We start from the raw sequence: 13,066 nt of genomic DNA, 5'->3' as shown, positions 1-13,066 counted from the left end.
GGTACGGGGACGGCAGCGTTGGGATGGTCCGGGATGGGCAGAAGCCAGAGGGGCCACCACTGGAATCCGGGCCCGGGCCTGACTGCCCACCCGCCGGGCGGGCGGATCAATATGATCGCTGGTGGGGTCCGTCAACATCGCCCATTCCCCTATACCTAGTATCAGGCCCTCGCATACACACTGTATTTGGTGTGGGTGCTGGGTGACTGAACAGCTACCTCAAGTTGGATCTAGGAACCCCGCCTGTGACTCGCAACGCCTGTTGTGGCTGGCAATGTATGGCCATGACCATGCGAAATCGGACAGGCGGGGAAGGGCGCCTGTCCAAGCGCTTGTGATCACTGACGGATGTTTGCTGGCAGTCCGTGCGCCGAGCGGAGGGGCGCTCCGGAGGCCCCGCGACATCAGGACCGGGTGGGGTGGGCCTGGACGGTTGCCTGCCGAACGGCGGCGTCGATTTTGACGCCCAGGCGCGTTAGGAGGCGGACCATGCCGCCTCCCTTCGAACGCCACGTCTTTGTCTGCACCAACCGTCGTCCGGACGGCAACCCCAAGGGGTGCTGCGCCACCAAGGGAGGCGAGGAGGTGCGGGCGGCCTTCAAGGAGGAGCTCGACAAGCGCGGGCTCAAGCGCAGCATGCGCGCCAACGCGGCGGGCTGCGTGGACACGTGCGCCTTCGGCGTCTCCGTGGTCGTCTACCCGGAAGGCACCTGGTACGGCGGCGTGAAGGTGGAGGACGTGCCCACCATCGTGGAGGAGCACCTGGTGCAGGGCCGCCCCGTGGAGCGGCTCCTGATGCCCTTCAACAAGAAGGCGGAGCGCTGAAGGCGGTGACCCGCCTCGCGCCCCGCCCTGGGGAACCGCGTTGAATCCTGGAGCTAGTCGCGGCGGTTGCCCAGCAGGCGCAGCAGCGACAGGAACAGGTTGATGAAGTCCAGGTAGAGGGTGAGCGCGCCCACGATGGCCACCGTGGCCGTGCTCTTGAAGCCCGTGCCCGCATGGTACTCGCGCAGCTTCTGCACGTCGTAGGCGGTGAGGCCCGCGAACACGAGCACGCCCGCGCAGGCCGTCACGAACGACACGGCGCTGCTCTTGATGAAGAAGTTCACCACGCTGGCGATGACGATGCCGATGAGCCCCATGAAGAGGAACGTGCCCCAGCCGCTCAGGTCCTTCTTCGTGACGGTGCCGTAGACGGCCATCGCGCCGTAGGTCGCGGCGGTGATGAAGAACACCTGGCCGATGGAGCTGGCCGTGTAGATGAGGAAGATGACCGACATCGTCACGCCGGTGAGCGCCGCGTAGCCCGCGAACATGACCGCGGCCACCGGGCCGGACAGCTTGGGCGCCAGGATGGACAGGCCGAACACCACGCCCAACTGCACCAGGAACAGGGCCATCCGGTTCTGCACCGCCACGCGGAGCAGCGCCTCATTGGCCAGCGTCACCATCGCCATCACGCCGGTGAGCGCCAGGCCCGCGAACATCCAGCCGTGCACGCGCGACATGAACGCGCGCTGCGACTCCTGCACCAGGACGTCGTCCACCACGCCTGCCTGCCCGCCCTGCCAGCCACCTGAAGATTCCCACGCCATGTGTTCCGTTTCCTTTCGGGCCGGGGACCGCTTCAGTCCCGGCCTCTCTTTAACGAGGACCCTTGGAGGACGCCTTAAAGGGCCTTCCAGGCCAGCAAAAGCTTTGAAGCGACTTCCGTCGTGATGAGGGGCAGCACGCCACCGCCACCCACGATGTTGACGATTTCCGACATGGACCCACGGCACACCCCGCCCCACGCGGGCTGCTTCGCGAGCCCAACAGACGCATACGCCGAGTAATCCACGAAGAAGGACGTGGGCAGCACCTGGTTCGTCCCGCAGAGCAGGTGCTCCTCCGGCTGCGTGTCCACCACCTCCTGCACCACGAAGCCGCCGCCCTGCGCATCCGTCGCGGCGCGCTCGCACAGCTGTTCCCAGGTCTTGGACTCGCCGTAGGCGCCCTTCACGCGCTCCTCGTAGGGCACGGTGCCCACGGAGCGGCCCAGGAAGACGGCCTTGCCGCCGTAGTCCCACGAGCGCTTGAGCACGAAGCGCGCGGGCTCCCGGGCCACGCGGGCCACGATGTCGTCCACCTGTGTGCCGTCCGGATCCACGCCGGGGCCGTGGCGGAAGGGGCGCGTCCACGGCACCGACTCGCGCACCGCTTCCAGCTCCTCCGGCGTGAGGCCCGCGCGCTCCGCGAGCGCCGCGTCCGTCACTGCCTGCGACAGGAGCGCGAACGTCGCCTTCACCTCCACCTGCGAGGCGGGCGGGTTCAAGAACACGGCCTTCTTTCCCGGGACGACGGAGAGGAAGTCCTCCACCCAGGGGGCGGGGTTCTGCTCCAGTCGGCGCACGAAGAGGTGGCGGTAGACCAGGTCGTACTTCTTGCCGTTCACCGTGAAGGCGTCGTCGCCGGACACGTCCTCCGGATGCACCACGTCCGCGTCCGCGCCGAACTCGCGGAAGCGCTCGCACAGCCAGCGCAGCTCCGTGATCTGCGCGTCGTTCTTGCGGCAGAGCAGCGCCACCGTGTCGGGCATCTGGCCGTTGCGCTCGGCCGCGTAGCCGTCCAGCAGCGCGCGGTAGAGCGCCAGCGCGTTGTTGCCGTTGAGCGTGAGCAGCGACGCGAGCGCCTTCTCCGGATAGCGCACGTGCCGCGCCACCACTTCGATGAAGGTGCGCGCCGCGATGTCCGAATAGCCCTGCATGGCCGGGATGGTGGCGTTCACCTCCAGCGCCCAGGGCCGGCCTCCGGACACGAAGTAGTCCACGCGCGTGGTGGCGAGCTTGCGGCTCGCCTCCCAGGTGCCTTGCGCCAGGGTGCGCTCCAGCGGCGACAGCGCGCCCAGCAGCAGCTCCGCGTCCGGGCCGCCGAGGATGCCGCGCGCCATCTTCATCGTGGCGGAGGCCAGCTTCGCGGACAGGAGCGAGCGGCGTTTGATCTCCTCGGCGTCCAGGATGACTGGCGTGGCGGTGATGGGGATGGGCTGGGTGCTGCCATCCTGCTTCGTCACCGCGAGGCCGCGCTGGTAGGCGGTCTTCGCCAGCTCCGGTCCGAAATAGTGTGCCTGCCTGCGCAGGACATCCATGAGCTCGTGCACGGCGCGGAACCTACGACCCCAGGGGCTCGTGGGTCCACAACCCGCGGGTCCCGTCGCGGTTCCCGGTGTCCGCCACCTCGCCCTCCGGCCCGGGCCAGGGCATCCCGGCTTGCACCGGGCAGGGAGGTCGCTTAAAAACAACTGAGTTGCTTTTCGAGACCGAGTCGACGTGAGCCGCCTCCGACGCCACCTCAGCACGAGTCGCTCCCTGCCGCGCCTGTTGGCGCTGCCGTGGGTGCTCGTGTGCGTGCTGGTGTATGTGGGCAGCGTGCTCCACTTCGCGCTCGTGCAGCACACCACGTGCCTGGAGCACGGGGACGTGATGCACGTGAGCGACGCGTCGTCCCACGGCGGCCCGTTGGAGGAGGAGCTCTCCTTCGACGACGCGCGTGTGGCCCGGGCGCCGGTGTCGAAGGCCACGCCCCACGGTGGTGAGGCTCACTGCCACCACGCCTTCCTCCGCCGTGAGGCACCGCCTCCGGCCGAGTCCGCGCCCGTCATGGCCGCGGTCTCCACGCGCTCCAGCCCCGCGCTGGCGGTGTTCCGCTTCCACGCGGCACCCGTCGCGCTGTTGAGGCTCGCGCCCAAGTCGTCGCCGCCGCGCGCTTAAGTCTCCGCCGCCGTAGCCCGCCGTCCTGGCCCCCCGTGTCTTCATGGGCCGGGGTGTGCCGTGGCCGCCGGAGTCCAGGGCGTGCGCGTTCCCGTTCGCTGAACGGATCCGCCGCATGCGCATGGAACCTCCGGCCATGTGCACGGGCGCGCGCTTCGTGCCGCGGTCCCTCCTTCCAGTCCCGTCCGGTCCTTCGCGTTCGCGCCTCTTGAGGCGCGGTGCGCGTGCGGCCCGTGCGGCTGGAGTTCCCGCAGTCCATCCCGTGTCCCTGGAGTCCCCATCATGAAGAACCTTCTGTCCGCCCTGCTGCTGTCCACCGCCCTCCTCGCCGCCGGTTGCGGTGGTGATGAAGAGGAAGCCCACGTCGACGAGGAGGGCTGCGAGCACCTGCAGGAAGGCCCCGCCGCCGCCGTCACCGCCGCCGTCAGCGGCACGGGCCCGGCCGTGAGCAATGACCACAAGCGCTACGACATCGCGCTGGTGGACATCGCTGGCGGCAAGGGCGGCGCGGTGTCCTTCGCCGTCTCCGAGGCCACCGACTACGTCCTCTACATGAGCGCCCCGGTCCCGGTGACGGTCACCAACAGCAGTGGCGCGGCCGTGGAGTTCGAGGAGAGCGCCACCAGCTCCTCGCTCTGCACGGACATCAAGGGCCGCCACGTCGTGCCGCTCACCGTGGGCACGCACACGCTCACCTTCGGGCCTTCGACGCTGTCCTCGGTGTCGCTCGTCATCGAGGAGTCGGGCGAGCACGACCACGCCCACGACTGACCCCCGGTTCCTCTCTTTCCAATGAAGCCCGAGGCGCCCCATGTCCAAGGTCTCTTCTGGAAGTGCCGGTTCCCTGCTTCCCTGCGACGTGCGCCGCGACGGCGACCGTTTGTTCGACGTGGCCATGTGGTGCCTGGGCCAGGACGTGCGTTGCCCGGACGGCAACGTGCTGCTCCGGCGCGGGCTGGTACGCGAAGCGCGTCCGCTGGGCGTGGAGGGACAGAGCGCGTACCAGGGGCAGCTCTTGGACGGGGGGCGCCTCACGCTGTGGGGCTTCGGCGCGCTGTGCGAGTCGTGCGGCGCCGCCATCTTCGTGCCGCGTGATGGCTTCGTTCCCCGGTGGGTGGACGAAGCGCGCGGCACGGCCTTCCGGGTGGAGGACGTGGGCGTCCGGCGCGACGCGACCACAGGGCTGGAGCGCAGGGCGGCGCGGGCGGGACTCGCGCGGCTGGCGGACTGGCTCGCGGAGTACGAGGCGTGGGTGGCCCGCGACGTGGGCCTGGCCTGGCGGCGCGAGTGCCTGGCGGCGCGGCGCAAGGCGTCTCCCATCCCCGCCGAAGAGTTGTCGACCGCCTGGAGGCGGCTGGCCGCGCGAGTGCGCGCGACCGATGCCTCCGTGCAACACCATGCCGCTCCGATGTCCGGAGCGTGAGGAGGACACCATGCTGGCACGTCTGTTCCGAGCCGATGCCCCGTCGGTCCACTCCCACGTCGCGTGGGAGGACCTGCCGGACGAAGCCCTTCCCACGCCGCCGCTCCAGGACGGATTGGGAGACACACACCTCCAGGTGACGACGCAGGTCCCCCTGGCGCAGGCGTACTTCAATCAGGGCCTGCGCCTGCTGCATCTGGGCTGGGCGCTGGAGGCCCGGCGCGCCTTCGCGGAGGCCGCGCGACAGGATCCATCCCTCGCCATGGCGTGGTGGGGGCTCGCGCTCGCCCGGGGCGTGGGGCAGCGCTTCGCCGCGGACCGCGCGGAGGCCATCCGCAAGGCGCTGACATTGGCGGAGGGCACCACCGACATGGAGCAGCGGCTGGTCGTCGCGGCCAGCCTCCTCGCGGACAAGGGCCCCGCCAATGGCAGGCATGCCTTCGTGCGGGAGATGGAGTGCCTCATCGACCGCTTCCCCCAGGAGCCCGAGCCGCGCCTGCTGCTCGCGGGCTTCCTCTTGGACGGGTACGAATCCGACGGGCGCCCCGGGCAGGGACAGCCGTACGCACAGCTGATCCTGCGCGACCTGTTGCGCACGCACCCGCACCACGCGGGAGTGCACGTGGCCTGGGTGCAGGCATGGCTGCCCAGCGCCCGGCCGGAGACGGCGTTGGAGAGCGCGGAGTTGCTTCCGTCGCTCGTGCCCGCGGGAAGCCCCGCGCTGCTCGCCGCCGGACGCCTGCTGCTGCGCATGGGCAAGGCGGTGGAGGCGAACCGCATCCTGGAGTCAGCGGTGACGGCGGATGACGCGTACCTCGCGCGCGAGTCGCTGCCCCTCGACGTGGCGCCGAGCGCGGACACCGCCCTGCGCCTGCTCAGCGAAGGCTGCGTGGAAGTGGGGCAGTACCGGGGAGCGCAGTCCTGGGCGCGCAAGCTGCGGCAGCGCGTGGAGGCTTCAGGAGGCCAGCCGCAGGCGGTGCTCTTCGCCGCTACCACGCTCGTTGCCGCGCACCTGCGCTTCGGCTTCAGCCGGGCGGCGGCGGAGGTCCCCATGGAGCTGGGAGACGCCGCCACCATCGCGGAGGAGGGACTGCGTGACGCCGTGCGCCTGTACGCGAAGGGCGTCTGTGCCCTGGAGACGGGACGGCTGGGCGACGTGGAGCGCGCGTGCGGCACCCTGGATGCGCTGGTGCTCACCTTGTCCGAGGCGCCGCGCTCCGAGGGCCGTGCCCTGTGTGCTCGCGACGTGGCGCGCACGGTGGAGGTCGCCGCGCAGGAGCTGCGAGGCACGCTGGATGCGCGCCGGGGAGACTCCGGCCGTGCGGAGGCCGCGCTCACTCGGGCACTGCGCCTGGAGCGCCGACTGCGTCCCGTGGGCCCCGCGCTCTTCTGCCGGCCGCCCCGTGAGACGCTGGCCCGCGTACGCCTGCGCTCCGGCCGCGAGGAGAAGGCCCTGGAGCTGGCGTTGGAACGGGCAGGGGAGCGGCCCGGCTGTGGCCACTGCATGCTCCTGGTCGCGGAGGCCCACGTCGCCTGCGAGTGCATGTCCGAAGCGGCGCACGACTTCGCCGTGGTGTTGGACCTGTGGCGCGACGCGGATCCGCACCTGCCGGGACTGCAACGCGCACGGGGCTTCGCGGCCCGGGGCCACCGCGGACGCACGGCGCTCCGTCGGGTGCCAGACGTGGCCTCGGTGGACACCGCGCCCGTCCCTCGGGGGGGAGGAGCGCCCTGGACCGTTCACGGAGCCTGAGCCCGCACGCCGCCGCGCTTGACGCAGGCGCGGCGTTCGCGTCACTAGGGGTCATCCTCCAAGGAGCCGCCCCATGCCGTCGTTCCGCCTGAAGCCCGAGCAGGCCGCGCTGCTCGTCGTCGACATCCAGGAGCGCCTGTGCGCCGCGATGGACCGCGACGCCCTGGACCGCATGCTCGCGCGCACGGGCGCCGCGGTGGAGGGCGCGCGGGCCCTGGGCCTGCCCGTCATCGTCACGGAGCAGTACCCGCAGGGGCTGGGCCGCACGCACTCGCTGCTCAAGCTGCGCCTGGGTGAGTTCAAGCCGCTGGAGAAGATGGAGTTCTCCGCCGCCACGCCGGACGTCCTCTCCGTGCTGGGTGACCGCAAGCAGGTGCTCATCACCGGCATGGAGACGCATATCTGCGTCTTCCAGACGGCGCGCGACCTGGCGGAAAGCGGCCGGGAGCCGTGCCTGCTCGCGGACGCGGTGCTGTCGCGCTCGGAGGAGGACCGCCGCGTGGGACTGGAGCTGTGCCGCGACGCGGGCGCGCGCATCCTCACCGTGGAGTCGGCCCTGTTCGACATGCTGGGCCGCGCGGGCACGCCCGAGTTCAAGAAGGTGTCCGCCGCCGTCCGCTGAAGCAGTGACGACGGCGGCCCACCGCTTACGCTTACGCCCTGCTCTTGAAGGGCTCGCGCACCAGGCGCACGAGCATCATCAGCAGCACCAGCACCCCGGACAGGACGGTCTGCGAACCGCCCACCGGGAAGTCGTAGAAGTACGCGAACAGGTATCCGCCCGCGCCCGCGATGCCGCCCAGCACGGTCGCCGTGAAGAACGTCCACGGCAGCCGCAGGTCCAGCACCAGCGCGGCGATGGCCGACAGCGTGGAGAACGCGAAGACGGGCAGGGCGCCCAGGGCCCGCGCGCACACGCCCACCATGATGCCGATGGACACCATCAACACCGTGTCCAGCAGCTTCACCGGCAGCCCCTGCACGGTGGCGCCAATGCGGTCGAAGCTCACGAAGGCGATGCCTCGGAACCACCACAGGTGCAGCACCATCAGCACCCCGCCGGCCACCGCCACTGCCTGGAGTTGATCCGGCGTCACCAGCACCGCGGTGCCGAAGAGGATGCCCTGGATGTCGTGCGCCTCCTGCGCGATGCGGTCACCCACGAGGATGGCCGCGCCGCCCGCGAAGGCGAACGCGCACCCCAGCAGACTCTCCCGTGACAGCCGCAGCCGCGCGGGTTCAATCATCAGGAGCAGCGTGGCCGCGACGGACAGCACCACCGCGCCAACCAATGGGTCCACGTGCACGCCCAGGTGGATCTCCGCGAAGAAGGCCAGGGCCACGCCCAGGCCCGCGGTGTTCGTCACCGCCGCGCTGACGAACACCATGCGCCGCAGCACCACGTAGACGCTGAGGAAGCCCAGCACGCACCCGGCGATGAGCGCGCAGAGGATGGGGTCTCGGAACAGCTCCCAGCCCATCTGGAACTGTTCCCACTTCGAGGGCTCAAGCAGGGTTGTTTCCACGGTGGGGTCCCTGGGGCGCGGTGTGGCAGTAGTCGTCGCCGTACTGGCGGCGGAAGGCGGGATGGCAGAACACGGTGCGCGCATCGCCCATGACGAAGCAGCGGTGCTCGCGGTCCACGAAGAGGATGACGTCGGCGTGCTCGGCGGCGACGGACAGGTCGTGGCTCACCACCACCACGCCCAGTCCGCGGTCATGCGCGAGCGCGCACAGCCGCAGCATCGTCTGCTTCTCCGCCACCGCGTCCATCGCGGCGGTGGGCTCGTCCAGCAGCACCACGTCCGCCTCGGTGGCGATGACTCGCGCCAGCAGCGCGCGCTGCTTCTCGCCGCCGGACAGGTCGCGGAAGGGCCGCTTCGCGATGCCGCGCGCGCCCGCCGTGTCGAGCGCCGCTTCCACCTTCTGCCGGTCCGTCTTGTTGGGGAAGGGCCGGAGGAAGTTCCACCCGGACAGCCGTCCCCACCCGGTCAGCTCCCGCGTGTGCACGGGCAACAGCGAGTCGATGGCGGACATCTGCGGCACGTACGCGCTGCGGATGTGCGGCGCGCCCAGGGCGATGCGACCGGACACCGGAGGAATCAGCCCCAGCAGCGTCTTGAACCAGGTGCTCTTGCCAGAGCCGTTGCGGCCCACCACCGCCACGAACTGGTGGCGGCGCACCACCAGGTCCATGGGCGGCAGGATGTCCTTGCCCCCGTAGCCGATGACGAGCTGCTCGCACTTCAGCAGCGGCTCGCCCGGCTCCGGCACCGCGGCGCGATGGCCCCGGTCCAGCTCCGTCTCGTGATCACCGTGAGCCACGGTTCACCTCCGCGGTGGGGCTCAGCGCCGCCACCTTCTCCAAAAGCGCGGTGCGCACCGCCGCGTTCGCGGGCGCGTCCAGGTCCACCACTCCGTCCGCTCCCACCGTCGCGGCGGACCAGTCCACCGCGTCGAAGAGGGCCGGCGTCAGCTCCAGCTTCAGGCCCAACGCCACACGCGGCTCATTCTCACGGTCAGACGACACGTCCAGAGCGCCGGTGAGCACCGCGACCGGCGTGGCCTCCGCGCCCGTCACCGTCGCGGTGAAGCGGAAGGGCAGGGCGCCCGCGAAGCGCGCAGGCACGCGGCCATCGCGCACGCTGCCCGTCATCCGCAGACCCGTGATGGCCCAGCGTCCGCGGGACAGCGTCGTCTTGCCCAGCTCGCAGGCGGGCTTGCACGTGAGGTCGCGGGTCGCGGGCGCCAGCAGGTCCAGCTCCGCGTCCACCGGCAGGTTGGCCACGGTGACGGTGGTGCTGCCTCCGCCGCCCAGCTCCGCCTGGATGTCCTCGTAGTCCACGAGCGCCCCGGAGTCGCTGTGGCAGTGCCCGTTGTGGCACAGCGAGTAGCCCGGCGGCGGCGAGGACGGGTCGAACGCCGTGCTGCCACCGCCTCCGGAGCTGGCAATCAGGTCGATGCTGCCCAGGCTCAGCGTGCCGGTGTCCATGCGCAGCTGGAAGTCAGACGCGAGCGCCTGGTAGCCATCACCCGCGTTGCGGCCGGACACCGGCGTGTACGCGGCCTGGACGGAGGGCTCCAGCACCGCGAATCCCTCGCCCGCGTCGAACGCGCACCCGGACAGCAGTGCGAAGGGAAGCAACCACGCCTTGGAAGGGAAGCGCTTCATGGCGTCATTCCCCCTTCCCGGCGAGGCCCTGCTCCAGGCGGCCCACCATCAACTCCAGGCGCTGCACGTACGTCTGACCGGAACGGAAGTCGGTGCCGCCGGGCAGCGTGACGAGCGCGGCGGGAATCTTCGACGCCACGAGCTTCGCGATGTTGTCCGGGTAGTAGTCCTCCTTGAGGACCAGCTTCACCTTGTTGGCCTTGCCCTGCGCCAGCACCTGCGCGACGTGGGACGGGTTCGGCGGGATGCCCGGCTTGGGCTCCAGGAAGGCGATGGTCTTGAAGCCCAGCCAGTCCTGCAGGTACGCCGTCGTGCGGTGGTACGCGATGACGGGCACGCCCTTGAAGCCCGCGAGCCGCTTCTCCCAGCCCGTCTGCGCCGCCTGCAGCTCCTGCGTGAACTTCGCGAGGTTGGCCTTGTAGGTGGCGGCGTTCTTCTCATCCAGCTGCGACATGCGAGCTTCGATGGCGGCCGCCACCTTGAGGGCCTGCCGCGGATCATAGAGGTAGTGCGGATTGCCGCCGGGGTGCACGTCGCCCTGGCTGCGGTCCACCTGTCCGGCGGGGATCTCCTGGAGGCTCACGAACCGCGACGCGTCCAGGTAGCCCGCGTTGCCCGTCAGGATGCGGTTGTTGCGCGCGCCCATCTGGAGCGTGGGCAGCCAGCCGATCTCCAGGTCCAGGCCCGCGGCGATGAGCAGGTCCGCGCGGTTGAGCGCGAGCGCCAGGTTCGGCTTGGCGTCCACGAAGTGCGGATCCTGCGTGGGCAGCGCGAGCGTGGTGACGTCCACCTTGTCCCCGCCCACGGTCTTGGCCAGCGCGGCCAGGTCCGGGAGGGTGGCGACGACCTTCAAATCCGCGCGAGCGGGAACGGCGGTGAGGCTGACGACGGCGGCGCACAGGGCCGCGAACAGGCGAAGGGAACGCATGGAAGGGCTCCGGAAGAAGAGGTCAGAACGCATGGGCACCGTGGGCGCCGGTCACGACTTCAAGGGCGAGGAAGGCCGAGTAGTCCGGCGACTCGCGCCAGCCCACGCGGTCCGTGGCGGCCTGCAGGCGCAGGCGGGAGAACTCGGTGGGCCAGAACGTCACCGACGCGGTGATGCGCTGGCGGTCGGAAATCCATTCGGGGTCGAGCGGATCATTCGCCACCCGGCCCTCCAGCGTCTTCGCGGCCGAGCCGAACTCGTAGCGCACGCCCGTGGCCCAGCGGTTGGAGAAGCGCCACACCGTCTGCGCGTAGCCGCCCCAGTCGGACAGCACGTCCTCCGGCACCTGCCTGCGGCGGTAGAGCACCTCCGCCTGGAACACCAGCTGCTGCGAGCTCTGCGACGTGATGGGCCGGAACTTCAGGTACACGTCCGTGCCGTAGATGCTGGTGTAGTTGCGGTAGCCCGTGGGGTTGGGGCCCGTGGCGACGGACAGGCCCCACAAGAGCGACAGGTCGTCCGACAGCGGGAAGAACTGCTTCACCGCGCCGGTGAGCTGGAAGTCCAGCGGTGACAGCACGCGCTCGGCGGCGGCGCCGAAAAAGCTGCGCGCGGTGGCTTCGCCCGTGGCGTCGGTGGCGCTGCCAATCACTTCCACGTACCAGGGCAGCGGCGTGAGCCAGGAGCCCTCCACGCCCAGACCGCGGTTGCCCTCCGCGCCGAAGTAGCGGCTCATGATGAAGGGCTGATCCACGAAGTCCCACGCGTGCGGGTGCGTGGCGTTGATGCGGCCGAAGCGGGTGAGGAACTGGCCCGCGCGCACCTGGAGGTTGAGGGGCAGGTCCAGCGTGGTGACGTACGCCTCTTCAATCTCCACGCCGAACTGGCTGAAGACGAGGTTGCTGTCGAAGCGGAAGTACGGGTCCACCACGGAGCCGATGGACAGCTCCAGCTGCTGGAGGTTGAAGCCGTTCTTCGTCGGGTCGTGCGCGCCGCCCTGGAGGGGCTCCTTGTTGGAGAAGGCCGCCAGGGCCATGTCCAGGATGAAGCTCAGGTTGAGGAAGTTGGTGCCGCTGGAGATGGCGTTGGGCAGCTTGAGCGGTGTCACGCCGGAGTCGTTCGTCGCGGTGGGTGACACCGGGGACGTGTCGCCGGATGGACGCGCGCGCGTGCTCGTGTCCGTGCCCAGCGCCTTTTCAATCTCCTCCATCTCCTCCGGGCTCAGCGCCGGAGTGTCCTCGGCGGGCGCAGGGGACTCGGCAGGTGGGGGTGACTCGGTGGAGGGCGGTGGTGCTTGCTGGGCCCACGCCGCGCTCGCGGACAGCTGCGCTGCGAGCACGACGGCGAGGGCGCGGGGATGCCTGCGCGGAAGGAATGACACGGATGTTTGCTCCTCGGAACCGGCCGGCCGAGGAGCATGCGCATGCGCACCCCGCGACGACCGTCGACCTGATGACCTGCTTCACGACACGACACGCGGAACTACGCGTGCGTCGGAGGCGAGGCCTTGGGCGCGGTGTCGAGGACGGCGAGCGGCGCGAAGGAACGAGGCGGCGCGGTGGCCGGGTGGTTGCTCTCCACGCACGCCGAAGCGGAAGCGACGCCCGAGCCCTGGAGGGCCTCCACCTGAGGGGCGGCTGTGAGCAGCGGGCACGTGTCGTGGTTGAGGGCCGTCGCGTCCGCCACGGCGGGCGGGACGGAGGCGACGACGGGGGCGCGCTCGGAGAAGCGGGACAGCGCGGGGTTCGCGCGCCGCGCGTCCTCTTCGAACGTCTGGTGCTGCGGACAGAACCGGTGCGCGTGCTGCTCCACGTGCAGCGCCAGACCCAGCGGCTGGGCACCCCAGAGCGCGACGAGCAGCATCGCGGTGAGGCGGGCAAGGGTGTGGGCGCGCGAGAGCATCTGAGGGTTCCCGGCTGGCTTACTGTCGGCCCCCGGGAGTGTCAAGGCAGCCTGGGTACACCGCCGAAACACGACGACAAGGGAACGTTGTTTTCATTCCGGACGTCCCTCCTGGTCGCATCGGTTAGGTTGGGCGCGC

The 13,066-nt window shown here is 70.4% G+C and carries 14 protein-coding genes; 6 read left to right on the top strand and 8 right to left on the bottom strand.

Annotation, left to right across the window (positions count from 1 at the left end):
- The first annotated feature begins 489 nt into the window (after positions 1–489).
- Positions 490–825, top strand: a complete 336-nt coding sequence (locus D7Y04_RS39340) for a ferredoxin (protein WP_120558865.1) — start codon at positions 490–492, stop codon at positions 823–825.
- A gap of 53 nt (positions 826–878) precedes the next feature.
- On the opposite strand, the gene D7Y04_RS39335 is transcribed toward D7Y04_RS39340, so the two are convergent.
- Together D7Y04_RS39335 and D7Y04_RS39330 are read right to left on the bottom strand one after the other, a co-directional pair.
- Positions 879–1,595 carry a Bax inhibitor-1/YccA family protein gene (locus tag D7Y04_RS39335; RefSeq protein ID WP_121762655.1) on the bottom strand — a complete coding sequence of 239 codons (717 nt, stop codon included), beginning with the start codon at positions 1,593–1,595 and terminating at the stop codon, positions 879–881.
- Positions 1,596–1,669: 74 nt separating this feature from the next.
- Positions 1,670–3,127, bottom strand: coding sequence for a hypothetical protein (locus D7Y04_RS39330; RefSeq protein ID WP_216669447.1), 1,458 nt, complete (start codon positions 3,125–3,127; stop codon positions 1,670–1,672).
- 181 nt (positions 3,128–3,308) lie between these two features.
- On the opposite strand from D7Y04_RS39330, the gene D7Y04_RS39325 reads away from it, so the two are divergent.
- From D7Y04_RS39325 to D7Y04_RS39305, 5 genes are all read left to right on the top strand, one after another.
- Positions 3,309–3,749: a hypothetical protein gene (locus D7Y04_RS39325; RefSeq protein WP_233601791.1), complete on the top strand. Its 441-nt coding sequence runs from the start codon at positions 3,309–3,311 to the stop codon at positions 3,747–3,749.
- A 279-nt stretch (positions 3,750–4,028) separates the two neighbouring features.
- Positions 4,029–4,520 (top strand): hypothetical protein, encoded by a 492-nt coding sequence (locus D7Y04_RS39320; RefSeq protein WP_120596795.1) that lies wholly within the window; start codon positions 4,029–4,031, stop codon positions 4,518–4,520.
- A 40-nt stretch (positions 4,521–4,560) separates the two neighbouring features.
- Positions 4,561–5,172 carry a hypothetical protein gene (locus D7Y04_RS39315; RefSeq protein ID WP_121762653.1) on the top strand — a complete coding sequence of 204 codons (612 nt, stop codon included), beginning with the start codon at positions 4,561–4,563 and terminating at the stop codon, positions 5,170–5,172.
- A 10-nt stretch (positions 5,173–5,182) separates the two neighbouring features.
- Positions 5,183–6,925 carry a hypothetical protein gene (locus D7Y04_RS39310; RefSeq protein ID WP_121762669.1) on the top strand — a complete coding sequence of 581 codons (1,743 nt, stop codon included), beginning with the start codon at positions 5,183–5,185 and terminating at the stop codon, positions 6,923–6,925.
- A 73-nt stretch (positions 6,926–6,998) separates the two neighbouring features.
- Positions 6,999–7,547, top strand: a complete 549-nt coding sequence (locus D7Y04_RS39305; protein ID WP_120578130.1) for an isochorismatase family protein — start codon at positions 6,999–7,001, stop codon at positions 7,545–7,547.
- A 31-nt stretch (positions 7,548–7,578) separates the two neighbouring features.
- On the opposite strand, the gene D7Y04_RS39300 is transcribed toward D7Y04_RS39305, so the two are convergent.
- The 6 genes from D7Y04_RS39300 to D7Y04_RS39275 form a co-directional block, all read right to left on the bottom strand.
- On the bottom strand, positions 7,579–8,451 hold the full coding sequence (locus D7Y04_RS39300) for a metal ABC transporter permease (RefSeq protein WP_120596781.1): 873 nt from the start codon (positions 8,449–8,451) through the stop codon (positions 7,579–7,581).
- Positions 8,432–9,250, bottom strand: a complete 819-nt coding sequence (locus tag D7Y04_RS39295; RefSeq protein ID WP_169820902.1) for a metal ABC transporter ATP-binding protein — start codon at positions 9,248–9,250, stop codon at positions 8,432–8,434. The genes D7Y04_RS39300 and D7Y04_RS39295 overlap by 20 nt, the downstream gene beginning before the upstream one ends.
- Positions 9,237–10,097 carry a hypothetical protein gene (locus tag D7Y04_RS39290; protein ID WP_121762652.1) on the bottom strand — a complete coding sequence of 287 codons (861 nt, stop codon included), beginning with the start codon at positions 10,095–10,097 and terminating at the stop codon, positions 9,237–9,239. The genes D7Y04_RS39295 and D7Y04_RS39290 overlap by 14 nt, the downstream gene beginning before the upstream one ends.
- Positions 10,098–10,101: 4 nt before the next feature.
- A complete protein-coding gene (locus D7Y04_RS39285) occupies positions 10,102–11,025 on the bottom strand; it encodes a metal ABC transporter substrate-binding protein (protein ID WP_121762668.1) in 924 nt (307 codons plus the stop codon).
- Between the two features lie 22 nt (positions 11,026–11,047).
- Positions 11,048–12,406, bottom strand: coding sequence for a zinc-regulated TonB-dependent outer membrane receptor (locus D7Y04_RS39280; RefSeq protein ID WP_121762651.1), 1,359 nt, complete (start codon positions 12,404–12,406; stop codon positions 11,048–11,050).
- Between the two features lie 101 nt (positions 12,407–12,507).
- The gene (locus tag D7Y04_RS39275; protein WP_120596778.1) at positions 12,508–12,927 is read right to left on the bottom strand and encodes a hypothetical protein; all 420 of its coding nucleotides are present in this window, start codon (positions 12,925–12,927) and stop codon (positions 12,508–12,510) included.
- Positions 12,928–13,066 lie beyond the last annotated feature (139 nt).

Source organism: Corallococcus sp. AB038B (assembly GCF_003668955.1).
Lineage (GTDB): Bacteria > Myxococcota > Myxococcia > Myxococcales > Myxococcaceae > Corallococcus > Corallococcus exiguus.
Note: the sequence above shows the minus strand (reverse complement) of the source record. Positions and strands in the feature narration are given on the sequence as shown.

Excerpts from the sequence above, each read along its gene's own strand:
- D7Y04_RS39340 (WP_120558865.1), top strand. The coding sequence starts at position 490 with ATGCCGCCTCCCTTCGAACGCCACGTCTTTGTCTGCACCAACCGTCGT.
- D7Y04_RS39290 (WP_121762652.1), bottom strand. The coding sequence starts at position 10,097 with ATGAAGCGCTTCCCTTCCAAGGCGTGGTTGCTTCCCTTCGCACTGCTG.
- D7Y04_RS39305 (WP_120578130.1), top strand. The coding sequence starts at position 6,999 with ATGCCGTCGTTCCGCCTGAAGCCCGAGCAGGCCGCGCTGCTCGTCGTC.
- D7Y04_RS39285 (WP_121762668.1), bottom strand. The coding sequence starts at position 11,025 with ATGCGTTCCCTTCGCCTGTTCGCGGCCCTGTGCGCCGCCGTCGTCAGC.
- D7Y04_RS39275 (WP_120596778.1), bottom strand. The coding sequence starts at position 12,927 with ATGCTCTCGCGCGCCCACACCCTTGCCCGCCTCACCGCGATGCTGCTC.
- D7Y04_RS39310 (WP_121762669.1), top strand. The coding sequence starts at position 5,183 with ATGCTGGCACGTCTGTTCCGAGCCGATGCCCCGTCGGTCCACTCCCAC.
- D7Y04_RS39330 (WP_216669447.1), bottom strand. The coding sequence starts at position 3,127 with ATGGATGTCCTGCGCAGGCAGGCACACTATTTCGGACCGGAGCTGGCG.
- D7Y04_RS39335 (WP_121762655.1), bottom strand. The coding sequence starts at position 1,595 with ATGGCGTGGGAATCTTCAGGTGGCTGGCAGGGCGGGCAGGCAGGCGTG.
- D7Y04_RS39315 (WP_121762653.1), top strand. The coding sequence starts at position 4,561 with ATGTCCAAGGTCTCTTCTGGAAGTGCCGGTTCCCTGCTTCCCTGCGAC.